This is a genomic window from Dyadobacter sp. BHUBP1 (genome assembly GCF_050587785.1).
In the GTDB taxonomy this organism is placed as follows: domain Bacteria; phylum Bacteroidota; class Bacteroidia; order Cytophagales; family Spirosomataceae; genus Dyadobacter.
In genome coordinates this window covers 1279024-1302798 of record NZ_JBOBIH010000001.1, presented here as the reverse complement: position 1 = coordinate 1302798, position 23775 = coordinate 1279024, and the positions used below count along the sequence as shown (strand labels likewise).

Below are 23775 nucleotides of genomic sequence, written 5' to 3'. Positions count from 1 at the left end.
TTATGCGATCACCGGATCATCCCCTCGTGAGCAGATCATGAACTCCATTGCCTGATAGGGCATCATATTGCTGTGGGCTTTGTTGTCCCCCATAAGTCCGAATGCCTTGGGATTCATCACCGCTCCATCCCCTTTTTCCTTTGCAAAGCTGTTGGAGGACGGGCGTAAAATTGAATTAACGGCCCACCCGCAATTGTTGGGTTGCTGCGAATTACAAGTCGCACTGGCCAGCGCCCTGTGATTATGCCGCGGAATCTGGTCTTTGGTCAGTTTTACCTCTGATTGGCCGGCCGTCTCTCCCATTTTGTAATGCGTGAGTTCCGGAGGCGTACCACTTGACACCAATGCACGGCCTCGCAAGTCTGGAAGCCGGAATGTCCTGTTTTCCACACCTCCATAGGTATAACCAATAACTTTGAATAAATCGAGATACGCTACGAGTTGCAGCTCCCTACCATCGCATCTTAGCCATACACCTTCATCCACGGATTTGCCAAATGGTCTGATAGCACCGGTAAATTCATTTACCTCCCGGTAACCGCCGTCGGGATGGTCGCCCCTGATTGCAATGCAATAGTTTAGTGGTAAATAAGGCGACATATTATTATGCGCGACGTCGCCGCCTGCATCGCTTAGCGTACCCGGGTGCATCTGATTATCTATGGTCGACACATAACCTACATCCGAGGCCCAAAAGCTGTCTTTAGGCTCGTATGTATCGACCCCCTTGGAACTTGCCACCGCAGAATGACTGTGTGCAGGCATTTCCTCAATGGTAAGGACGTGTTTTTCTTTGCCGGAACGCAGAAAGTCTGGTCGGGGCACTTCTCCATTGGCGATCATCACCTTGCCCCTCAGGTCGGGGAGACAAAAATTATCGCCGCTGCCGCCGAACTTGTGCCCTAGCATCTTAAACAAAACGACATTGTTCGCAACAGAGTAGGTCGCTCCATCACATTTGGCCCACCCCTCAGGAGCAAATGGAAAGGAGAATAGTCTGATTTCAGATATATATTGAGACATAAGCATGTAAGTTTGGATGTTTGAAGAGATATCAGGGACGGCTGGGATACATACCTGTCAATGCAATAATAAATGACACCGCAAACAGCGGCATGCGGTTCTCGTGTCCCTCTCCCTTTCCTTCTGCCTGGACGCTCTCATTGTTCATTTCTATCTTTCCGGGGACCGAATTGTACAAAAACCCCTTCGCGGCGGAAGCGCTCCAGAGTCCGTTCGCAGCATTTGGGAGATTGCTCGTGCTGGAGGTGCTACATGCCACCGGATGTCTGTGCTTGGGCAGATTTTCGGTGGTCAGTTTCACTTTTTCCTCACCGCCCGGTTTGCCCAGGTCGTAACCTGGCCCTTCCCCCAGCGGTATTCTCGATCGCAGATCGGGCAGACGGAACTTGGTGTCGCCGGCACTACGGCCGTAAATAAATCCGATCAATGAAAATAAGGCCTCGTACTCGCTCACTAGCAGCTCCGAACCATCGCAAAGGTGCCAGCCCTGCGGAACACGACTACCGGCAAACGGCCGGATTTCTCCAACGAAACTCTCCATAACGTGAAAGGTTTTTGAATAGGTAAATGATAGAAGATGATTGATATCCGGTTTGGCTCGATGGGTGCCCAAAGGCCGCCCCGGACATTAACAAATAAAGCAACGGATGTCACCGGAGGCCTAAAAAACGGTGTCACAAAAACGTCACAATTATCAAAATGCAGTCACAAAAGCACAAAAACCCGCCCTGAATCATTCCAGGACGGGCTTTGTTGATTATATAAAGAAATTCTGAAAACTATGTCACTCCCCGCAAGGTCACCTTATATACGCGTACTCCCACGCCCCCACACGCTCGACATTATCCTTAAAAACACCCATTTCCCTGACGGCCTTCTCAGCGAAACCAATCAAATCCAATGCCATGTGGAGTGGACACACGGGATTCCGGTTTTGGTATTTCAATTCAAAAGCGCTGTCCATGATTTCGGCGAACCGCTCGTTCCTGCTGAGCTGAGAAATAGCGAGCAAGGCTGGCTCGATCAACAACCCATTCAAGTAAGATTACTACTCGCCGATAATGTAATTACGGATCAGGTAACTGAGCGGACGTTTCTCCTTGCAAAGAATGAGAGCAATGAAATCCGGAAAGCCCTCGAACTGTCAAAAGCCAAAACAATGCCGTCAGGCATGTAATATCGGTACCAACCAAAATATACGTATTCGCGGGAATGCCCCTGGCATGTAACAACAATGTATCGCCTGCGCGTCGCCACGGCATTGTCGTCACATCCCTGACGGGATTTTCGTCCAGCCATAACCCATTCAATTGCTACCAATCTTACATCGCTACGCGATTTTCACCGCATTGGTCATTCCCCGTTCCACGGCGGCTCATTCAATCATTCAGTCATTCACTCATTCAATGATGCTATCATCGCTCCGGCGACCGGTCAATCATTCAAAACTATCTGGCTAATACCCCGGATTCTGCGGCGCCAGGTTCGGATTCACCTGCAACTCTATACGCGGCAACGGCATGAGGTAATCCCTGCCCGCATTGAATGTTTCGTGAGGTTCCAGCGAGTTAGGGCCTTTGAAAACCTTTTCTCCCAGGTTCCGGCGTTTGATATCGTACCAGCGTTTGTATTCGAAGGCCAGTTCGAGGCGACGTTCATCGAGGATCAGGTCGATTAACGCGTCTTTGGCCAGCCCCGCTTTCACATCCTCCGGGAAGGTCGTCTGCTTGCCGGCCCAGTTTCTGGCCCGCGCCCTGATCTGGTTGATATATCCCAGCGCCTCCGCATTCGGCCCGTTCACTTCCACCGACGCCTCGGCGGCTATGAGCAGGATCTCCGCATAGCGCATGGCCGCATAGTTATGATCGGAATAGCGGCCTTCAGAATTGGAATTACCTGCAAAACGTGCATATTTGGCAATATGCGGACGTTTCGTATTCGTAAACTCGGTGTATGGAACGAGCTTGCCGCCAACAAGCAGCGAATCGTCAAAACTCACCTCCTTGCGGTAATCGCGATCATCCCAGGTACTATACACTTTCAGCGACGGCACGATGACACTCCATCCGCTGCGCGGCGCATCGCCTCCGCGCACGCCCGTCATAGGCGCCATAATGTCGTCATTAGCGCCACCGTCACCGGATTTCAGGCCCAGGAAGTCGATGTCGAAAATGTGTTCTTTCATATTCGGGGCTTGCGGTGCCTTGAAGAGGGTTTGAAAATCCGGTTCGAGTGCGTAACCAAACTTGTCCTTGTTGTCGATCACCCATTTCGCTTCGGTGTAAGCCTTCTGATATTGGGCCATCGTAAGATACACCGAGGCCAGGTAAGAAGCTGCCGTACCTTTGGTGGCGCGGCTCCGGACTTCCGACGGCTGCTTGTCCGGCAGCCATTGTTTCGCAAATTCCAGATCGGCAATGATATTAGTGTAAATCGTAGCAGCAGGCGTTTTGGAAATAGACTTGACGGATTCCGGGTTACTGATAAAATAGTCGATATAAGGAATATCGCCGAACACCTGCACGAGGTGGAAATAGGCGAATGCTCGGATGAAACGGGCCTCCGCCATCAGCGGATTTCCGGTATTTTCGGGCAGGTTGAGCTGCTGCGCACCAAAAATGGCCGCATTCGTGGAGCTGATCACCTGGTACCATACCGGCCAGAACTGATTGACCATGTTATTGTTATCATCCATATTGAAGTCGTTCACCTGCTGGCGTTCGGCCGGCGTACCGCGGTCGCCGATGTCTTCCATATCACTTCGCAGCATGAGCGCCGATACAAACTGACGGCCATAGAGCCTTTCGGTGGCGATCCACCCGTAGGCGCCCATAATGGCCGTTTCCACATCTTTGGAAGTCCTGAACAGGGATTCGGGTGCCAGCAAACCTATCGGCTTTTCGTCGAGGTCCGCGCAGCCCAGCAGCAGCGAAACCGCAGCGGTCAGAAATATTGATTTATTAAATAAGTGCTTCATTTTGATGTCCGTTTAATGCTTAAAAACCCAGGTTCAGGCCGATGGTGTACGATTTCGCGTTCGGGTAGCTGCCGTAGTCGAGGCCGAGGTTGCGGTTGCTGTCGGTATTGCCGTCCGACGAGTAGTTCACTTCGGGATCGTAGCCTTTGTATTTGGTGAAAGTCAGGATATTCTGGGCACTGGCATAAATGCGCAGCTTGCTGATCCTGAGCTTTTCGAGCACGGGTTTGGGAAAATTATAGCCAACTGCCAGATTTTTCATCCTTATAAAACTGCCGTCCTTGACCCATCGCGTGGACACTCTGCGTGTGCGGCCGACAGCGGCTTTGGGCACGTCTGTATCGGTATGGGTCGGTGTCCAGCGGTCCAATGCCTCGGTTGTCGCATTGTTAATGGCCGACAGCAAATTGAGCTCCATTAAAGTATAGCTCAGCAGGTCGTTGCCTTTCGAAGCCTGGAAGAACACATTGAGGTCAAATCCCTTCCAGCTGAAATCGTTATTCATACCCCAGGTAAATTTCGGGTGCGGATTACCGATAATGGTACGGTCGTCGCTGTTCAACATGCCGTCGGGCTGGCCGGTCAGTTGGCCATTCGAGTCCTTTTTACCATTAATATCCCTGAATTTCTCCCCGCCTGCTACGGTTTCAAAACCACCGCCGGGAACGAAGCTGTCACCTTCCTGGTATACGCCGTCGTAGATCCATCCGTAAAAGCTGCCTACCGGGTAACCTTCACGCAGGATTTGCGTCTGACCCATCCCTACCATATGCCCTGGCGCCGAACCGTACAGAATGTCGGTTCCTGCGGGCAGTTTCAGGATTTTATTTCTGTTTAAGGAAAAATTGATGTCGGTGCTCCATTTGAAAGCGCCTACGAGATTGCGGGTATTCAATGTAAACTCAAATCCCTTGTTTTCGACTTCGCCGATATTCTGCAACTGGTTGGTATACCCCGAATATTGCGGCAGCTGCACACTGAAAAGCAGGTCTTTGGTCACGCGGCGATAGTAATCGGCCACGAGGTTAATGCGGTTGTTGAACAAGCTCACATCCGCGCCCACATCGAACTGGTGCGTCGTTTCCCAGGTAAGGTCGTCGTTGGCGACGGTGGTCGGGCGGACCGCATTCACCGGTGTACCATTGATAATCGCGTACACATTCGAGAAACGGGCCATGGTCTGATATGGCTCAATGGCCTGATTACCCGTCAAACCGTAACTCACACGCCACTTCCATTGGCTGATCGCGGAAAAGTTCTGCATGAATGGCTCGCCCGACATTTTCCAGGCAAATGCCCCCGACGGGAACGTAGCCCATTTGTGGTTCTTGCTAAAATTCGAGGAACCGTCCTGGCGAATATTGGCCGTGAAAAGGTATTTGTCGGCCAAAGAATACGTCAACCGGGCATAGTAGGATGCCAGCACCCATTCCGTCAACCCCGAATTCGGGCTTTGCCATACCGATGAGCCACCCAGGTTCCAGTAAGAGACGGCGTCTGTGATAAAATTCTGTCCCGAACCTCCCCAGGACTCGCTGGATGACTTCTGGTAGGAATAACCTGCCATCACCGACAAATCGTGCAATGCTCCTATCTTTTTGTTGTAGGTCAAATAATTCTCGTTCAAAAGCAAGGTGCTTTTCGAGCCGTTCACCGTTGCTGCTCCGCCTACATTGCGGCCATCATTCAAAGTCGTGGGCGTGAATGTACCCGTACGGCCGCTATTCGTAGTAGCGCCCAGCGTCACCCTGAATTTCAAGTCTTTGAGAATATTGTATTCCGCATAAAGATTACCCTGGATGCGATCGGCCAGCGACTCGTTTTGCAGCTGCGTCGCAATCGCATATGGGTTATCGATCGGATCGCTGAGGCGCCCCACGGTAAAGCGGCCATTGGCGTCGCGGATAGGCTGGTCGGGCTCGAATTTCAGTGCCGCCGACATCACGCCGGGCGTAAGCCCACCCGATCCCTCCTGGGTACGCGATTGCTGGCGCGACACTCGTTGTGCGAAGAGGTTCAGCCCTAGTTTCAGCCGCTTGGTGGCATTGATATCAATATTACTCGTCACTGAATACCGTTTGTAGCCCGAATTGAGAATAATGCCTTTCTGATCGTAGTAGGCACCCGAGACGTAATATTTCACCGCCTCGCTACCACCCGCTACCGACAACTGGTGGTTCTGAATACCGCCGCGGCGAAAGATCTCATCCTGCCAGTCCGTGTCACCGCCCAGCGGCATGACAGTCGGCCGGGCCTCCTGTATATAGTCAATGAACTGCTTCGCATTCAGCAGATCAAGACGGTTGATTTCCTTTTGGCTCGAAAACGAGGTATTAAAATCGATACGCGGTTTTCCGGAAGTCCCCTTTTTGGTAGTTACCATAATCACGCCGTTGGCGCCGCGTGATCCGTAAATAGCTGTTGCCGAGGCATCTTTCAGGATTTCGATGGATTCGATATCCTCGGGTGGAGGCAATGTACCGCCCACAAACCCATCGACTACGTAAATCGGGTCGCTACTGGCATTGATGGAGGTACCTCCGCGGATCCGTACTTTGAACGACGAGCCGGGTTCGCCGTTGTTGGCCTGAATCTGCACGCCGGCCGCGCGGCCCTGCAATGCCTGAACGGTCCCGAGCGCCGGATAGGCTGTCAGTTCCTGTGACTTCACGGACGCGACCGAACCGGTAATATCGCTTTTCTTGACAGTACCATATCCTACCACGAGCACCTCTTCCAGTGATTTCTCGTCGGTTTTGAGGGCAATGTCAATCTCCGTCCGGCCCCCTGCCTGCACCTCCTGCGGCTCGTAACCTACAAAACTGTAAATCAAGGCAATATCCGAATTATCAACTACCAAGGTGTAGTTCCCGTTAGCGTCCGTGGACGTGCCCGTTTGCGTACCCTTAACCAGAATATTCACGCCCGGCAGAGGCTCCTTACTCTCCGAATCCGTCACGCGGCCCTTGATGGTGATCTCCGCACCTGCCTGCAAGCCGCTTTTCACCGAAGCCTCCGGCTCCCCCGATCCCCATTTAGGCGTTTCCGACGGGCGTATCACAATATTTTTACCCGAAACTTCATAGGTAAGTCCCAACGGCACCAGAAACTCTTCCAATACCTTGGAAAGCTCCTGATTCGATTGCTGGATAGACACTTTCCTGCCCGATTGGATCAATTTGGAACTGAAAATGAACCGGACGCCGGCTTGCTTTTCGATCTGGTGCAGGACTTTCTTCACTTCCAGGTCCTGGGCTTGCAGGCTGATACGCTTATTGAGCAACTCCTGTGCGCGCACGTCCGCCGCGAACGCGCTCCCGACCAGCCAAACCGACATTACCAATTGCGCGACGCTTATCCGCATAAGAACTAACCATTTACGATGGAACTGTACCGGTATTTTCATAAATTTGAACGGTTTTGTTAATTGATACTTGGCAAAATCTTCCTCCTCATCCCATTTGCATGAGATGTGACGGTCTGCTAACCACTGAGGATATCCAAGCCGGCCATGTTGGCGCATGGGCCGGCTTTTTATTTAGTTATTTCTGCACCCTTTTCCTTCCACCACGATCCGCCCGTCGATGCTCTTATAGCTGGCATCTACGGCTTTGCAAATCAGGTCGAGCTTCTCGTAAAGCGACATTTCGGTAAGCGTGGCGGTGATGGGGCACTCGTCCATGACGTTCTTGTCGTAAATAATATCGATACCGTAAGCGCTTTGCAACACGCCGAATACGGCCGAAACCGGTGCTTCGTCGAATTCAAAATTTGGTGCTGCACCAGTCTCCGCAACTACTTCCGGCTCAGGCACGAGGCTTTTAGTGATTTTGACGGTTTTGCGAACAAATACTACCTGCTGATTGGGCTCGATCACCATGCCCGTCAGCTCCCGGGAACTCTGCTTGTCGGCCGCTTCGGGATCTTCCCTCGAAAACACAGCCACCTTGCCGGTCTTCACCGCTACCGAAACCTCTTGCTCATCAGCAAAGGACCTGACCGTAAAACTGGTACCCAAGACTTTGGTTACCAACTCATTGGCATACACAAAAAAAGGTTTGGAAGGATCTTTGGCAATGTCGAAAAATGCCTTTCCTGAAAGAAAAACTTCCCTGCGCTGTGTTCCGCTGAAACGCGCAGGATAGCTCATCCGGCTTCCCGGATCGAGCATAATACGACTGCCATCTTCAAGGTCGACCGCCAGCGGCTCCGCTGTGGTGTTCACCGTTTCGCGCATTTCCACGTTCGCCCCGGCCACAAGTTGGTCATAACTGATGACCTTAGGCTGTTGATGACGCAGCCAGAATAGCCAGGCAAATCCGGCCAGCAGCACCAGCATCGCAGCAATGCGTACTATGCGGCCTGCGTACCAGGACGATTGGCCGTTTTCCGGTTGGTTCATCGCATCTAGCTTTTCCACGATCCGCTCCACCGCCTTTCGTTTTTCAGGATTTGATAATGAGGCATTTGCCGGCCGGATCGAAAGCACCAACTGCCGGGCGCGCTCCACCATTTCACGCTTGTCGGGATGGGCGGCGAGCCAATTCTGCCAGGCTTCGTTGTCCTCCCGTGTGGGGTTCAACACCCAGTTGCGGAACGACTTATCCCATACAAACTCCCCCAAACTGAAATTGCGGTAACGGTCCATGTTCAAAATTTAGCTTTTCAAACACCATTAGACCGTTCCTGGGGCGGGATACTGTATTTTTCTGATTTTTTTTGAAATTTTTTAAATGAGGCATTTCAGGCTCAAAACGGCAGGGCCAGTACGAGTGAAACAATGGCCTTCCAATGCGATTTGATAAACTTGAATGCTTCTTGCAATAAATTGGAAACGGACTGGGGCTGAATGTCCATCACGAGCGCGATCTGTTCACGCTCCATATCATTGTAAAAACGCAGAAAAACGGCTTCCTTTTGCCGTTTGGGAAGTTCATTGAGCATTTTGGCCATCCGGGAAGCCAGCCGCCGGTCATTTTCGGATTCGATCAGTCGGTACTCAACACTGAACTCAATATCGAAAACGATGTCCGATTCATTGTAGTAATCCATGCAATCCATCCGTAAGCGGGAGGCAAGGCGATGCAACCGGCGACGGAGCGAGGCAAGTAAATACGGTTTAGGAGGAATTTCGGGGTTCAATGTACCCCTCTTTTCCCAAACACCGAGAAAAACATCCTGAATGCAATCCTTGATCAGCTCGCGATCGCTGTTGAACTTGGTTCCGTAATGGAAAAGGAGGTCGTACGTACGGTCGATAAGGTGTTCAAAAGCGGTGACATCCCCCACCAGCATTTCCCGCCACAGCTTCTGCTCTTCTTCCAAATCCAGGTCGAGACGGAGTTTCAAACGGGTTAAAGGCTTCATGAAAACGGATGAATTTTAGCCAGGTATGCAGACAAAAAGCAGCCCAGGCTGCATTCTTACTACCATTCCTCACATTTAATCTTAAGACTATTATACCCACCCAACTAACGCTTACAACATACGTTATCTCCCTCCTTACGATTTGAACATCGGCAGCGGGTTGAGTGGATGGCGCAAAAGGTTGGCGCTGATCTTCCGTATCAAAAACCAATGGAATCCTGCATTCGGGAACTTGCGGCGAAGGCGACGAAGCATTTGCGGGTCAGCACCGAATGTAAGCAGGCCAAGCGAGACGTCTGTCCAGTCCGCCTTCCGGAAAGTTTCGACCGTTACCGAAAATGCGCCATGATAAGGCCGGATTTTATGGTGCCAGTAGATCATGGCCGTGATTTCGCTCACGCCGGCGCCTCCTTGCGCGGTATTCAGGTAATGCTCGGCTTGCTCGATGGAAGGCGGAAGGTAGTCGATCGTACGGGCTGTCCAGATGCCGATATCGTGAAACACAGCTGCGATGGCATATTTATGACGGTTAGCAGGGTCGGTATCACGCATCACACAGGTTTCGAAAATCCGGTGAACGTGAAATGCGCCATGATAAGGCCGGATTTTATGGTGCCAGTAGATCATGGCCGTGATTTCGCTCACGCCGGCGCCTCCTTGCGCGGTATTCAGGTAATGCTCGGCTTGCTCGATGGAAGGCGGAAGGTAGTCGATCGTACGGGCTGTCCAGATGCCGATATCGTGAAACACAGCTGCGATGGCATATTTATGACGGTTAGCAGGGTCGGTATCACGCATCACACAGGTTTCGAAAATCCGGTGAACGTGATTGGCGTACTTTTCAAGGTCTGCGCCGATCTCCTGTTTGAAACGTCCCAGGAGCTCGTCGATAAGCGGTTCGTGGTCTCGCATTGCCCAAATTTTGAGTGAATGCGATAATTTACAGATAATCAAGCCAAAAACATCAATGATGCTTTCCCTGCTGCTACCAGAACCTGATAAGCACCCATGGCCATGGCGTTGTTGCCCCAGAACACACCGTCGATACCCGGGTGCGTTCAAATACTCTCGCTACTATTAGTGTCTTAATCGCAACGGTTTGAAAGCGCTCCGGAATGAAAAAAGGCCTGCAAACATCTTATCAAGAATCGGTATAAATCCAAATTTCTATCCCTACGGCACAAAATGCCGGCAAGCCGTTGAATCCGTCCCGGAAGCTGCGTATGTTTGAATGTGCGCTACTTAGAAGGGTTATGGTGAAGCAAAAAGCATATCGAAAACACATACAACTTACTGAATTTCAAATCAAAAGATTATACGAACTCAGCGAGTTCGACGGGATCGATCCGGCCGAGCATGCTATGCGTGCCATTGATGCCTATCTGAAAAGTAAGAAGACCGACTTGCCGCTGAAAGGTCAGGTGCCAATCCGCCCAAAAGTAAAAGATCAAAGCAACGATCCGCAGATCGAAGGTGCGGTTTGGGTGTCGGGAACCGTGAACCAGTACGAGTTTTCGGCATTGATACTGAAAACGCCGGCCAAAACGGCCATGGAAAAAGGCCGCATTTCCAAACTCTCCATCTGGGATCCGGCGGTTAGGAAAGCGACCAACAACTTCATCGGGGCTTGCATCGTCAATTACGACCGCGGCTGGGATATACGCCCGAGCCGTCGCGCGGAAATCTACTACCACCCCGTGAAAGCAATGCTCGACGAATTCATCGCCACGCATTGAGCACGCGCCCAGCCGGGGGCGCCTAGCCGGGGGCACCTAGCCGGCCGCGCCTAGCCGGCCGCGCCCAGCCGCTCAATAAAAAGGTGATTTACCCATACATAAGGCAACACTCCGGGTAGCTAATTTGGCAGTATGAAAACAATCACCCTCGTAAGCTGGTGCCTTCTGGGCCTCTACACGGCAATACTCATCGGATTGCTGCTATTTGCCCGGTCGGATTCCTCCGACGACCGCACCGCCAGCGGCTACGTGATCATGCTGTTTATTCCGTTGGGCATTCTGGCGGCGATCAACCTGCTACCATTCCCATTTACGCGTATCATGGTGCTGGTACTCAGCGCCGCACCCGCCGTGATGACCGTGATTATGCTCATCGCCTCGCCGATCATTCAGAAATGGCGCAATGCCAGCTGGGCCGACGAAGACACCGCCCGTGCTAACGGCTCCTATTATTTCAAAGATGCGCCCCGGCAAAAACTCGCCGCAGCTATTGCAGCGCTTAACGCCGAACAACTTAGCACAGACCTCGCCCAGCCTGTGCCAGAGCTCAATCAAAGCGGCCGCGATCAAGTTACGCTGCTCGATTTTGTGGCCTTACAAGGCTTTGAGGCCGATCCGGCCCAACTTATAGCTTGTTTCGACGTACTTTTAAAAAGTGGCGCCCAAATTGATAACGGCGATCCGAAGCATTCCCCCACGCATTTCAGGGTAATCGATTACGACCCTGCCATATTGAAATGGTTCCTCGAACACGGGGCCGATGCGAACGCCCGCGAAGCCGGAACCGGAACACCCATTCTTTTCCAGGCCATCCATCGCGACAGGTCCGATACCACCAGGACAGAGAAAGTCCGGCTGCTGCTCGAACACGGTGCGGATCCCAATATCATCCCGCCTCAGCAGGATAAGCTCGTGATTATCACATCCATGCTCCTGTCTGCAGCGAGTGCCGAAGCCTGGGATATTTGCAATGTCATGCTCGATTACGGAGCTGATCCTCATTACAAAACACAAAGCGGCTGGGATATTTTTCAGGCCGTAGATTATCAATCGAAGCAATTCAAGAGCTGGGGACAAATCCCGCCTTCCGGTTTTACCCGGCTCGCGGAACGCCTTGCGGCCGTCAATGCGAACGGAGATAAAAATACGCGGCAATGAATGCGATAATCGCGGCGAGGGGTCCCAATACGAATGCCGCCGTCATCGTAGCTTCCATCGACTTATCATGGGTATTCGACGACAATTTATGAATCAGAAAATATCCACCCACCGCTGCGACCACATAAGCCGCCACTGCAATAAGCAGAGAAAGAAAGAAAATTTTCATCAGAAGTAAGTTTAGGTTATCCGGAACCCGGCATCTAAATTTACTAATCCACCCACTATCCCACATTGGAAAAATGGTACAACCTGACGACTTTTTATTTGCCGATGTTGAAAAGGTAAACCGGATACCGATCGTCAGAACCGTGCTGGAAGTAATATGCCGTTCGACGGGTATGGGGTTTGCCGGCGTGGCGCGTGTGACAGAAGACCGTTGGGTCGCGTGCAGCGTGCAGGATGAAACAGGCTTCGGGCTGAAACCCGGCGACGAACTGGAAATCGGAACGACGATCTGCAATGAAATCCGCGACAGCGGGCAAGCCGTGGTGATCGATCATGTGGACGAAAATGAGTTCTATGCCGGGCACCCTACGCCCCGGATTTATGGTTTCAAAAGCTATATTTCCCTTCCGATCAGGTTAAAGAGCGGGGAGTTTTTCGGGACACTCTTCGCCATCGACCCCAAGCCGAACCAATTGCAAAACCCGCGTGTGATCGGGATGTTCCACCTTTTTGCCGAACTGCTGGCTTTTCACCTCGATAGCCTCTCGCTCATGGAGCGCACACGCACAGCCATGCACGACCTGGCCGCCCAGCTGCTCGTATCGGACGACGAAAACAGGCAATACCGCCATATTTCGAGCCATAATTTGCAGGAACCGCTTCGTAAGCTGCGGGTTTTCAGTGACATGCTGGTGAATGCCACCGATCGCCATGAAGCTGAAAAGGTTAAGGAACTGGCTGTAAAGATCCGCAGCAGCGCCCGGCAGTTTTCGATGATGATCAAGGACTTATCCGACTTCTCCGGACTGAACAGCAGCCATGCATTTGCGCATGTCGACCTGGATCACGTGCTGGCCGACGTAACCACGCAACTGATGCCGCAGATCGAACGGCGGAGCATCATCATCGAAGCCGACCGCCTGCCTTCCATCATGGCTGTCCCGGAGCAAATGGAGCAGCTCTTTTTTCAGTTGCTCGACAATGCGGTCAAGTTCGCAGGCCACGAAAACCCGCCGCGCATCCGCATTACCGGCCGTGAACTTGCACTGCACGAAATCGATGATCTGCTGCCCGAACCGCTGCAAATGGCTTACCTGGAAATCAGGATAGCAGATAATGGCATCGGAATAGAGGATTCCCAACTGGAAAAAGTGTTCGATACTTTCGCCCGCCTGCCTACCGGCTCATTCAGGCAGGGCGAGGGCGTTGGGCTGGCCTATTGCCGCAAAATCGTGCGGAACCACAAGGGTGTCATCAAAGCAGAAGTCAGTCCCGGAAAGGGCACGACATTTGTAATACTATTGCCATTATCCTATTAACCCATCGGGTCAATTATGAAAATCGCTACTTACAACGTCAATGGGGTCAACGGCAGATTGCCTGTGCTGCTGCGCTGGCTGGCAGAAACCGCGCCCGATATTGTGTGTTTGCAGGAATTGAAGGCACCGCAGGAGAAATTTCCGGAGCAGGCAATTCTGGATGCCGGTTACAAGGCGATCTGGCACGGACAAAAAAGCTGGAACGGGGTAGCAATCCTTTCCAGGGATGAACTTCCCCGTGAAATTCGTCGCACGCTCCCGGGTGACCCGGAAGATGTCCATAGCCGCTACATCGAGGCTGAGATCGGCGGATTGACGATCGGCGGCTTATACCTGCCGAACGGCAACCCGGCCCCAGGCCCGAAATTCGACTACAAACTGCGCTGGTTCGATCGGCTCCATACGCATGCAGAAAGCCTCCTGGCAGCAGATAAGCCTGTACTGCTCACCGGCGACTTCAATGTAATGCCCACCGAGCTGGACGTTTACAAGCCCGAAAGCTGGGTCGACGATGCTCTTTTCCGTCCCGAAACCCGTGCGGCATTTGCCAAACTGACCGCTCAGGGCTGGACCGACGCGATCCGGACATTATACCCCAATGAAAAGATCTACACCTTCTGGGATTACTTCCGGAATGCTTTCGCGCGCAACGCCGGCCTGCGCATCGACCACTTCCTGCTCAGCCCGCATCTCGTACCCAGGCTCACAGGCGCGGGTGTGGACAAGCAGGTGCGTGGCTGGGAAAAAACCAGCGACCACGCGCCGGTGTGGATCGAATTGAAAGACTGAAAATTTCAAAAAAACATATATGAAAAAACCTGTAACCCTCTTTGTCCTCCTGGCTGCGTGCTCCTATTTCGCACATTCACAGGCACAAAAAGTATTCAAGATCAAAGCAGGCGAGTACCCCGACAAAGTGATACCCTATGCCGACCGCTATCAACTCAGCCAATTTACAACCGGCAAAGCGGAATTTATCGACGGACGTACTTCTACGGCACGTTTCAACTACAATTACATCGGCGGACATATTCTTTTTCTCGACGCGAAGCTGGATACGCTGGAAATCATCGACCAGGCAATCCTGAAAAACATTACGATCGGCGAAAAATCCTACCGGTTCGACAAACGCTTCGGATACGCTGAGGTATTAAGCACTTACGGTCGGGCCGCACTGGGTAAACGGGAAGTGCTTGCCAGGATAGGCACCGAGAAAGGCGGGCCCTATGGTATTTCCTACACCGCGTCGTCCGTCACGACCTTCCGTTCCTATTCCAGCGACCAGGCCCAAACCTCCAAAAAGCTCAATACCAATGCAGAAGGTGTATTCACCTACCGCACAGCCCATTATCTGATCGACAACAACAACCGCTTCTATGTCCCTACCACCGGAAGCATCAAAAAACTCTACCCGGCTCACAGGAAGCAGATTGACCAGTACCTCCGGGAAAAGCCGGTTGACTTCGCTAAGGAAGCAGATCTGACGCGGCTGCTTGCTTACTGTGATACATTGATAAAGTAACTATGCCGCAACACTCGGGGAGCTCTCTTGTGTCTATTCGTGTACAAACTTAAACCGCTGATCTATGAGAAAGCTCCTGCCTATTATCATCCTTTTTCTGGTATTCGGCTGCTGGCCTCCTGGTATGGACCCCGACAGAAAGGACGGCAAATTCCTTTCGGACGTCGTTAATCTGGAAGAATTTAATTCTGAGTACGACGATTACAATTCCTCTTTGCCACTTAACAAGCACGGGGATGCATATCTTGTATTTTCTTCGAAACGAGACAGGAAAGACCTCTTAAATCTCGTACACACACGTGCCTATATGGATTATAGCAAGCGATTGAGTCTTAAAAAAGGTTTAAAGCCGACGGTCGGTGTATATTCCCGTGACATTTACAGTGATGTCGGGCAGCTGGTAGACAAGGCAAATGGTAATTTCAATGTGTACGGTCCCAGGCTGATTTCACTTCGTAACGACCTCACCTCTTTTGGCGATGCGGAGGACGATTTGTTTCTGTTCTATGCCGACGATTCCTCGGGTAAAATGGACATTAAATATGCCAAACGCGGCACCTCCGGGGCTGAGCCTGTTAACTATCTCAATTCGCCGGCAAATGACGCCTACCCTAGCTTTTCCTGGATGGGCGACCGCCTGTACTTTTGCTCCGACCGCGGTGGCAACTTCGATATTTACGAAGTAAAAATCCCCCGCAAGGAAACAGAGCACATTACGATAGAAAGCCTCGTAGCACCCGCCCAATACGAGCTGAGAAAAGTCGAAGAGCTTTCCGGCCCGTACAACGACAAATGCCCCTACGTCCAGGACGATATGATGGTTTTCGTTTCCGATCGCCCCGGCGGACAGGGAGGTGAAGACATCTATTATTCCGAATACAAAGACGGCAAATGGTCGGCGCCGGTGAATGCCGGGCCGCGGATCAACACCGCCCACAATGAATACCGTCCGATCCTACCGCGCTTGTCGAATTTCAACTACTGGCTAATGCTCTTCTCTTCCAACCGCCCGGGTGGCAAAGGAGGATATGACCTATACATGACCGGTCTCAAACGCTTCTGGTAATTCGGATAACAACGACAAGCAATTGCCGTAAAAAGCCGCCATCGCTGCCTGTTGCCAGCGGGGCGGCTTTTTACTTTTATCACGTTGTCATCCAACATAGTCGGAATGTTGAAATTATTTCGCAAATAAATACCACACCAGTGACGATTTCTTGTAGTAAGATTTCAATTTGATATTAGAAGTAATTTCTCGTATTATAATTTACGTATATTTCGCCATGAACCGGACGATATCAGTTAAAACCATCCGTAATTCTCCTGACCCCGCCAGCTACCGCCCTTAACCTGAGCTGATTTATAGAGACTTACTAAAAAGAACTACGTTATGAAAAACCTGGAAATGATCGGTATAGGCCCGATGGAGCGACCGGATGTGGCACTGGCACTGGCGCTCTCAGAAGCCGGAGCTTTCCCAGTAATCCACCTTGGACGAGATCAACAAATCGCTACGAACGCCCTGGGGAAAATGGCTGCCAAAAGCAAAAAGACATTTGGTGTATGTTATTCTGAAAATAGCCCGCTGACGATCACCTTACCCGAACAAGTTAAACTAGTAATTCTACCATATGGTCTGACTTTTCCTAATCCTTCAAATTCTATCCAGGTCATTTTCCAGGTCCACAGCGTAGCCGAAGCAAGAGAGGCAAAAGCAAGCGGTGCAGCGGGCATCATCGCCAAAGGCAATGAAGGGGCCGGTCTGGTGAGCAACGATTCGTCCTTCATTCTGTTTCAACGTATAATGAAGGAGGTTAGCGGTATCCCGGTTTGGGTACAAGGCGGAATAGGCGTCCACAACGCAGCGGCGATTATCGCCCTCGGCGGGCGCGGCGTGGTGCTCGACAGCCAGCTGCTACCTTTCCCGGAATGTTCGGCACCAGCTTCGCTTAAAACGATCAGCGAGAAACTGAACGGCAACGAAACCCGCGTGATCGACTGCTTCCGCGTGCTGGTCCGCCCCAACTCTCCTGCATTACCTGCGCAACCTGTTCGCGGAGATCTGTACCCGTTCCTGCACACACTCGACCTCGACCAGGGTTATATCCCCATGGGACAGGACATTGCCATCGGCACCGACCTTTTTAAACAATACAAGAAGCTTCCGCGACTCGTATTTGCCATCAAAGAGGCCATGTACGGCCATCTGCGGCAAGCCAAACACCTTAATCCGCTGGCGGCGCACAACGCGCTGGCACAAACACTCGGCACACACTACCCTATTGCACAAGGCCCGATGACGCGCGTCAGCGACGTACCTGCGTTCGCCGCAGCCGTTGCCGAAGCCGGCGCCTTACCTTTTGTGGCATTGTCGCTCCTGAGAGGCGAAAAAGCCCGTAACCTGATCCGCGAAACCCGCGACCTCGCCGGCGACAAGCCCTGGGGCGTAGGTATCCTCGGTTTTGCAGACGCCGAGCTTCGCGAAGAACAATTAGGCTATATTACCGAAGAGAAGCCGCCCGTCGTGCTCATCGCCGGTGGCCGTCCGTCACAAGCCAAACCACTGGAAAAGCTGGGTATCAAAACATTCCTGCACGTGCCTTCGGCTCCTTTACTTGATATGTTCCTCAAAGAAGGTGCCAAACGGTTCATTTTCGAGGGACGCGAGTGTGGTGGTCACGTGGGACCGCTTTCGAGCTTTGTGCTTTGGGAAAAACAGATCAACAGGCTTTTGCAGGAAGAGCAGACCGAGCAACTCGAAGTCTTCTTCGCCGGAGGAATCCATGACGCATTTTCAGCCGCGATGATCTCCGTCATGGCCGCCCCGTTGACTGCCCGCGGCGTCAAAGTCGGCGTTTTGATGGGTACCGCTTATTTGTATACGCAGGAAGCCGTCGCTACGGGCGCTATTCTGCCGCAATTCCAGGCGCAGGCGCTGGCACACACCGAAACCGTCCTGCTCGAAACTGCTCCCGGCCATGAAACCCGTTGCCTGGAATCGCCTTTCGCAGCCGATTTTAATGCGGAAAAAGAGAGAATGGAGCAGGCCGGTCTGGATAAAAAAGAGATCTGGGCAGCGCTCGAAAAGCTCAATGTAGGCCGGCTTCGTATTGCCGCCAAAGGAATTGAGCGCCAGGCCGACAACCTGGTCAAAATAGGAGAAGAAGAGCAAATGAGCCGCGGTATGTACATGATCGGACAGGCTGCTGCGATGCTCGACAAAATAATGACGATGAATGAGTTGCACGAAAATGTTGCAACCGGCAATTACGCATATATCGACCAGGCAGATCTGCCCAAGCCGCCAAGAAGGAAAAAGAAGGCATTGAATGTCGCGATCGTCGGAATGGCCTGTATTTATCCCGGCGCACGCAATATCGAAGAATTCTGGGGTAATATCCTGGCTGGCAAAGACTGGGTGACTGAAGTTCCCGACGACCGCTGGAACAAGGCGTTGTACTACGACCCTACCGTTTCCGACGGCAGCAAATCCCATTCGAAATGGGGCGGTTTTATTCCAAAAATCGATTTCGACCCGATAGAATTCGGCATCCCGCCGCAATCGCTGGCGGCGATCGACCCTACCCAGCTGCTGAGCTTGCTCGTCGCGAAGCAGGCCCTGGAAAATGCAGGGTACGGTGCGGATGCGAACCGCGATAATGTGTCGGTGATCATCGGTGCGGAAGGCGGTAACGACCTGGCCAACAACTATGGTTTTCGCTCGCTTTTCACCCAGTTTTTCGGAGAAATCCCCAAAGAACTCGACGACGCATTGCCCAAACTGACGGAAGATTCGTTCCCCGGCGTGCTGGCGAACGTCATTTCCGGCCGCATTACCAACCGCCTGAACCTTGGCGGACGCAATTATACTGTTGACGCAGCCTGTGCCTCGTCGTTGGCCGCCATTGATCTGGCTTGCCAGGAACTGATCCTGGGCCGTTCCGAAATGGTCCTGGCCGGCGGCGCCGACCTGCACAACGGTATCAACGACTACCTGATGTTTTCCAGCACGCACGCGCTCTCACGCAAAGGCCGCTGCGCCACATTCGACTCCGAAGCCGATGGTATCGCGCTGGGTGAAGGTGTAGCGATGGTAGTGCTGAAACGCGAAGAGGATGCATTGCGCGATGGCGACACCATTTACGCCGTCATCAAAGGCGTGGGCGGTTCCAGCGACGGCAAGAGCCTGGGTCTCACTGCCCCGCGTAAATCGGGCCAGGTGAAGGCATTGGAACGTGCTTACGACCAGGCGGGTATTTCGCCGGCCGAACTAGGCTTGGTGGAAGCGCACGGCACTGGGACGGTAGTAGGCGACAAAACAGAGCTCAGCGCATTGACCGAAATGATGCTGGCCTCCGGCGCATTGACCAATCAAACGCATTTAGGGTCAGTTAAAACACAAATAGGCCATACCAAATGCGCCGCGGGTCTCGCCGGTCTCATAAAGGCTGCGTTGGCAGTGTACCACGGGATCAAGCCACCGACCATTAACCTGAAAACGCCAAACACTTACTATAATCCGGAAACGAGTCCGTTCGCATTCCAAACCAGGCCCGCGCTCTGGACCGACGACCGCCGGGTTGCGGGGATCAGCGCATTCGGTTTCGGAGGGACTAACTTCCATGCTGTGATCGAAAGCGCTTCTGCTAAAAAACCGCGTAAATCGGTAAAGGCCTGGCCTGCTGAAATGCTGGTTTTCCGCGGGGAAATGCTTGCGGAAACGGAAAAACTTTTGAAGGCTGCGCATGATATCCTGGAAAATGAATCGGTTTCTCTGCGGGATGTGGCGAATAGCTTGAACTTGCATAGTGAAAAGCCCGTGCAGATTTGTATTGTGGCTGAAAACCATGCGGATGCGCGGGTCAAGCTGAATGCGGCGCTCTCTTATGCCTGGCAGAGCCTGGCGGCATCGGGGCGGGGCACGAAGGAGACCTTCGCGCCAGCCGGTTCGGGAGCGAAGGGTATTTACTATACTAATACGAGCCCGGGTAAGGTAGCATTCATGTTCCCAGGCCAGGGTAGTCAGCGCGTGGATATGGCGCGCGACTTGTTCGTTGCATTTCCCGCGATGCGGAAGTTGTTGAAGAAACATCCTTCTTACCAGCAGATCATTTTCCCCGACGCTGTTTTCGACGAGCAATCGGCGAAGGCGCAGAAGGAGAAAATCAAGGATACCCGGCTGGCACAACCGTTGCTGGGCGTAGTTGATCTGGCGATAGCAGAATTGCTTAGAGAATTTGGCATACAACCTGATATGGTTGCCGGACATAGCTACGGCGAATTGCCTGCCCTGTGTTTTGCAGGCGTATTTGAAGCCAACCAGCTTGTTCCGCTCAGCGAAAAACGGGCAAAATCCATACTCGACGCGATCGGCGACGATAATGGCGCGATGGTGGCCGTAAACTGCCCAGAAGACGAACTGACGCGCATTGTATCGGAGATCAATCATATTTACCCGGTGAACCACAATTCACCGCGCCAATGGGTACTCGCAGGCACCACGCCGGCAATTGCGGAACTAACCGCGAAACTGACCGAACTGAAAATTTCCTTCCGCCAGCTGGAAGTAGCCTGTGCATTCCACAGCCCGCTTTTGGCAGGTTCGAAAGACCTTTACACAGCGGTATTGAATGAGGTAGCGTTCAGCGAACCTACCCTCACCGTGTGGTCGAATACCACCGCGGCGCCCTATCCCACCTCGCCCGAAGCCATCAAGGAACGCCTGGCCGATCACCTTGTGCGGCCGGTCCGTTTTTCGGAAGAAGTTACACAGATGTACGAAGACGGTGCCCGCGTTTTCGTGGAAGTTGGCCCGGGGAAAGTGCTTACCGGCCTTACCAAATCGATTTTGGGCAAAGAAGAAATTTGTCTCCACACCGAAGACAAAGACCAGCAGGGTATTGTGCAACTACTGCACACCCTGGCTGGCTATGTCGCCACCGGCAGAAATATTGATTTTAACAAACTATTCGAGGACCGCGACGCATGCGTACTGGATCTCGACAAGCCCGAACAGTACCGCAAAAGCATCACGACCTGGCTCGTAGATGGCCAGATGGCTCTTCCCCTGAACGGCAAACTACCCGACCATGGCGCATTACCGATGACCGCGCCATTGAAACTGGCCGCATTTCAGCAACCTGCTGTCGCGGCCACGGCGGGTAGTAACGAGGCAGAACGCGTCGTTCACGAATATCTTAATAGTGTTAAATACCTCATCCAGGCACAGCGCGACGTGGTACTGGGCTACCTCGGCCAGTCGGTGCCACCTTCAAGGAATATCGAAATTTACGAGCCTTCATTGAGCGGGCTCGCTGCCAATGCGCCTGCGCCTGTCCCCATTATAATTGAGAAGGCTACGAGGGAAGTACAGCCTGTCGCAACCCATGCCCCGGTAAAAGCGGCGATCGATGTGAAAGCGCTGGTTATGCAGGTTATCAGTGATAAAACGGGCTATCCGCAGGAAATGCTCGGCATGGACATGGACCTGGAAGCCGACCTGAGCATTGATTCCATCAAACGCATGGAGATCATCGGTGAACTGCGCAGGCAGCTGGGCGGTTTCGAAGCCGGGCAGGAAAGCGAAGAAACGGTGATTGAACAGCTGGCAGCCATTAAAACGCTGAATTTGCTGATCAATTGGATTAACGAACATCAGCAACAACCTGCTGTGGCAACCGCGCAGGCAGAAGCTAATGTGCCGTTGAGCAAGCTCTCGGTGACGCAGGACGGGATTATCGAAGAATGGTCGGAAAGTCGTATTAAATCGGTGCTGCTGGAGGCGGTGAGCGCCAAAACCGGCTACCCGCAGGAAATGCTCGGCATGGATATGGACCTGGAAGCTGACCTGAGCATCGACTCGATCAAGCGCATGGAGATCATCGGTGAATTGAAAAACAATATCGACGGGCTGATCCAGATCTACCAGGAGCGTGGCGAGGAACTCGTTGAAAAACTGGCCTCCATTAAAACGCTCAACGGGTTGATCGAATGGCTGTCCGAGGCGTTGGGAGGCGCACAGGATTCCATTCAAAAAGCAGAAAGTTTGAATGTTCCTCCAGTTCCTAAGGCCGCATTGAACGAAAAACTATCACGCCTCCGCTTTGAGCTTACACCTTCGGCGATCCCGCCGCTGAATCCCGCGGTACTGAAAGGCAAACGGTTCGCAGTTACCGACGATGCGGGTGAGGTAGCGACAGCTGTAAAAACGCTTTTCGAACGGAATGGCGCGGAAGTAGGCATCATTTCACCTGATGATTCGTTGCAAGGTTTCGATGGTTTGATCATCCTCAACATCTTCACTTCCCGACTCAAACCGACCATTATCGAATCGTTCTCGCTGATTAAAAAACTGGATTTCAGCAAGGTAAAATGGATTTACACCATCTCCGACACGCAAAGCGCGCTCGATAAGGACACCGACGTGAAGCTCCTTCGCCATTTCCAGGGCTATGCGGGCCTTTTGAAGAGTCTTGACAAAGAATATGAAGAGACCAAATGCCGGCTCGTGAGCTTTACCTCCCAACTTTCGGCAGGTAAAATCGCGGAGATTACGCTAACGGAAATCCTGCATACCGACGAACCTTGCGAGGTGATTTACGAAGGCGATAAGCGGCAGATCATGGAAATGATCCGCTCCGAAATCCAGACCGGCTCCGATCCGGACATTCACCTGGACAGAGAATCGGTGATACTCGCACTCGGTGGCGCGCAAGGCATTACAGCCGAACTGATCGTACGGTTTTCGAAAGATTATCCCTGCAATTATGTGCTCGTAGGCCGCTCAGCCGACCCGCGCTCCCGTGCAGACCAGTCGCTGGCGGGTTTGAAAAACAAGGAGGAAATCCGCAAACGCCTCATCGCTTCCGGCGAGTTGAAAACCCCGGCGGAAATCGAGAAGAAGACGGAAGAAATCCATAAAGCGAACCAGATCCTGGGCACCATTTCGGCCCTCGAAGCCAATGGTTCGACGGTAACCTATCATTCCATGGATCTGCGCGATGAAAAAGCGCTGATCGCGATGGTGGAAGGTTTGTACAATCAATATGGCCGGATCGACGGCGTGATCCACGGGGCGGGCTTGCTCGAAGACAAGCTGTTCCATCAGAAAACGCCGGAATCCTTCGAGCGGGTGATGTCCACCAAAGTAACGCCGCTGCGTGTTTTGGCCGAGCATTTGAAAGATGATGTGCAATTCGTGACCCTGTTTTCGAGCGTCGCGTCGGTGTACGGCAGCCGTGGGCAAACCGACTATGCTGCCGCCAACAGTGTGCTCGATAAGTATGCCTGGGAACTGCGCAAGAAGATCAAGGGCAAGGTGACAGCCATTAACTGGGGCCCGTGGAAAGGCACTGGCATGGTGTCGCCATCACTCGAAAGAGAATACGAGCGCCGCGGAATCCCGCTGATCCCGCTCGGCGATGGCATGGAAACATTTGTCAATGAACTGAAATACGGTACCGAAAGCCAGGTACTGATCATGGCCGAATAGTGAGCTAGACGCAT

The 23775-nt window shown here is 52.5% G+C and carries 16 protein-coding genes; 8 read left to right on the top strand and 8 right to left on the bottom strand.

The window, feature by feature from the left end; translation table 11 throughout:
• Complete coding sequence (locus tag ACQ4MZ_RS05360; RefSeq protein ID WP_430843551.1) at positions 1-1023, bottom strand: phage tail protein; 1023 nt, start codon at positions 1021-1023, stop codon at positions 1-3.
• A 31-nt stretch (positions 1024-1054) separates the two neighbouring features.
• A complete protein-coding gene (locus ACQ4MZ_RS05355) occupies positions 1055-1564 on the bottom strand; it encodes a phage tail protein (RefSeq protein WP_430843550.1) in 510 nt (169 codons plus the stop codon).
• A gap of 240 nt (positions 1565-1804) precedes the next feature.
• On the opposite strand from ACQ4MZ_RS05355, the gene ACQ4MZ_RS05350 reads away from it, so the two are divergent.
• Positions 1805-2200, top strand: coding sequence for a hypothetical protein (locus ACQ4MZ_RS05350; RefSeq protein WP_430843549.1), 396 nt, complete (start codon positions 1805-1807; stop codon positions 2198-2200).
• A gap of 279 nt (positions 2201-2479) precedes the next feature.
• Here the strand turns inward: ACQ4MZ_RS05350 and ACQ4MZ_RS05345 are convergent, their stop codons facing one another.
• The 5 genes from ACQ4MZ_RS05345 to ACQ4MZ_RS05325 all read right to left on the bottom strand — a co-directional run bounded on the left by ACQ4MZ_RS05345 (position 2480) and on the right by ACQ4MZ_RS05325 (position 10279).
• Positions 2480-4000 carry a RagB/SusD family nutrient uptake outer membrane protein gene (locus tag ACQ4MZ_RS05345; protein WP_430843548.1) on the bottom strand — a complete coding sequence of 507 codons (1521 nt, stop codon included), beginning with the start codon at positions 3998-4000 and terminating at the stop codon, positions 2480-2482.
• 19 nt (positions 4001-4019) lie between these two features.
• Complete coding sequence (locus ACQ4MZ_RS05340) at positions 4020-7364, bottom strand: TonB-dependent receptor (RefSeq protein WP_430843806.1); 3345 nt, start codon at positions 7362-7364, stop codon at positions 4020-4022.
• A 174-nt stretch (positions 7365-7538) separates the two neighbouring features.
• Positions 7539-8648 (bottom strand): FecR family protein, encoded by a 1110-nt coding sequence (locus tag ACQ4MZ_RS05335; RefSeq protein WP_430843547.1) that lies wholly within the window; start codon positions 8646-8648, stop codon positions 7539-7541.
• A 101-nt stretch (positions 8649-8749) separates the two neighbouring features.
• Positions 8750-9367, bottom strand: coding sequence for an RNA polymerase sigma factor (locus tag ACQ4MZ_RS05330; RefSeq protein ID WP_430843546.1), 618 nt, complete (start codon positions 9365-9367; stop codon positions 8750-8752).
• A gap of 135 nt (positions 9368-9502) precedes the next feature.
• On the bottom strand, positions 9503-10279 hold the full coding sequence (locus tag ACQ4MZ_RS05325) for a hypothetical protein (RefSeq protein WP_430843545.1): 777 nt from the start codon (positions 10277-10279) through the stop codon (positions 9503-9505).
• A gap of 341 nt (positions 10280-10620) precedes the next feature.
• On the opposite strand from ACQ4MZ_RS05325, the gene ACQ4MZ_RS05320 reads away from it, so the two are divergent.
• Positions 10621-11103: a DUF7678 domain-containing protein gene (locus ACQ4MZ_RS05320; protein WP_430843544.1), complete on the top strand. Its 483-nt coding sequence runs from the start codon at positions 10621-10623 to the stop codon at positions 11101-11103.
• 132 nt (positions 11104-11235) lie between these two features.
• Entirely contained in the window at positions 11236-12261 is a 1026-nt protein-coding gene (locus ACQ4MZ_RS05315) for an ankyrin repeat domain-containing protein (protein WP_430843543.1), read from the top strand.
• Here ACQ4MZ_RS05315 and ACQ4MZ_RS05310 read toward each other — a convergent pair.
• The gene (locus ACQ4MZ_RS05310; protein ID WP_430843542.1) at positions 12227-12430 is read right to left on the bottom strand and encodes a hypothetical protein; all 204 of its coding nucleotides are present in this window, start codon (positions 12428-12430) and stop codon (positions 12227-12229) included. The two genes, ACQ4MZ_RS05315 and ACQ4MZ_RS05310, sit on opposite strands and share 35 nt — an antisense overlap.
• 73 nt (positions 12431-12503) lie before the next feature.
• Between ACQ4MZ_RS05310 and ACQ4MZ_RS05305 the strand changes: the two genes are divergently transcribed.
• From ACQ4MZ_RS05305 to ACQ4MZ_RS05285, 5 genes are all read left to right on the top strand, one after another.
• Positions 12504-13748, top strand: coding sequence for an ATP-binding protein (locus ACQ4MZ_RS05305; RefSeq protein ID WP_430843541.1), 1245 nt, complete (start codon positions 12504-12506; stop codon positions 13746-13748).
• Between the two features lie 15 nt (positions 13749-13763).
• Complete coding sequence (xth, locus tag ACQ4MZ_RS05300) at positions 13764-14537, top strand: exodeoxyribonuclease III (protein ID WP_430843540.1); 774 nt, start codon at positions 13764-13766, stop codon at positions 14535-14537.
• A gap of 19 nt (positions 14538-14556) precedes the next feature.
• Positions 14557-15270 carry a hypothetical protein gene (locus ACQ4MZ_RS05295; protein WP_430843539.1) on the top strand — a complete coding sequence of 238 codons (714 nt, stop codon included), beginning with the start codon at positions 14557-14559 and terminating at the stop codon, positions 15268-15270.
• Positions 15271-15334: 64 nt separating this feature from the next.
• Positions 15335-16336: a TolB family protein gene (locus ACQ4MZ_RS05290; RefSeq protein ID WP_430843538.1), complete on the top strand. Its 1002-nt coding sequence runs from the start codon at positions 15335-15337 to the stop codon at positions 16334-16336.
• A gap of 324 nt (positions 16337-16660) precedes the next feature.
• Positions 16661-23761, top strand: a complete 7101-nt coding sequence (locus ACQ4MZ_RS05285) for an SDR family NAD(P)-dependent oxidoreductase (RefSeq protein ID WP_430843537.1) — start codon at positions 16661-16663, stop codon at positions 23759-23761.
• Positions 23762-23775: the final 14 nt, after the last annotated feature.

Coding starts and splice junctions, on each gene's coding strand:
- ACQ4MZ_RS05360 (WP_430843551.1), bottom strand. CDS start 1,023: ATGTCTCAATATATATCTGAAATCAGACTATTCTCCTTTCCATTTGCT.
- ACQ4MZ_RS05355 (WP_430843550.1), bottom strand. CDS start 1,564: ATGGAGAGTTTCGTTGGAGAAATCCGGCCGTTTGCCGGTAGTCGTGTT.
- ACQ4MZ_RS05350 (WP_430843549.1), top strand. CDS start 1,805: ATGTCACTCCCCGCAAGGTCACCTTATATACGCGTACTCCCACGCCCC.
- ACQ4MZ_RS05345 (WP_430843548.1), bottom strand. CDS start 4,000: ATGAAGCACTTATTTAATAAATCAATATTTCTGACCGCTGCGGTTTCG.
- ACQ4MZ_RS05340 (WP_430843806.1), bottom strand. CDS start 7,364: ATGCGGATAAGCGTCGCGCAATTGGTAATGTCGGTTTGGCTGGTCGGG.
- ACQ4MZ_RS05335 (WP_430843547.1), bottom strand. CDS start 8,648: ATGGACCGTTACCGCAATTTCAGTTTGGGGGAGTTTGTATGGGATAAG.
- ACQ4MZ_RS05330 (WP_430843546.1), bottom strand. CDS start 9,367: ATGAAGCCTTTAACCCGTTTGAAACTCCGTCTCGACCTGGATTTGGAA.
- ACQ4MZ_RS05325 (WP_430843545.1), bottom strand. CDS start 10,279: ATGCGAGACCACGAACCGCTTATCGACGAGCTCCTGGGACGTTTCAAA.
- ACQ4MZ_RS05320 (WP_430843544.1), top strand. CDS start 10,621: ATGGTGAAGCAAAAAGCATATCGAAAACACATACAACTTACTGAATTT.
- ACQ4MZ_RS05315 (WP_430843543.1), top strand. CDS start 11,236: ATGAAAACAATCACCCTCGTAAGCTGGTGCCTTCTGGGCCTCTACACG.
- ACQ4MZ_RS05310 (WP_430843542.1), bottom strand. CDS start 12,430: ATGAAAATTTTCTTTCTTTCTCTGCTTATTGCAGTGGCGGCTTATGTG.
- ACQ4MZ_RS05305 (WP_430843541.1), top strand. CDS start 12,504: ATGGTACAACCTGACGACTTTTTATTTGCCGATGTTGAAAAGGTAAAC.
- xth (WP_430843540.1), top strand. CDS start 13,764: ATGAAAATCGCTACTTACAACGTCAATGGGGTCAACGGCAGATTGCCT.
- ACQ4MZ_RS05295 (WP_430843539.1), top strand. CDS start 14,557: ATGAAAAAACCTGTAACCCTCTTTGTCCTCCTGGCTGCGTGCTCCTAT.
- ACQ4MZ_RS05290 (WP_430843538.1), top strand. CDS start 15,335: ATGAGAAAGCTCCTGCCTATTATCATCCTTTTTCTGGTATTCGGCTGC.
- ACQ4MZ_RS05285 (WP_430843537.1), top strand. CDS start 16,661: ATGAAAAACCTGGAAATGATCGGTATAGGCCCGATGGAGCGACCGGAT.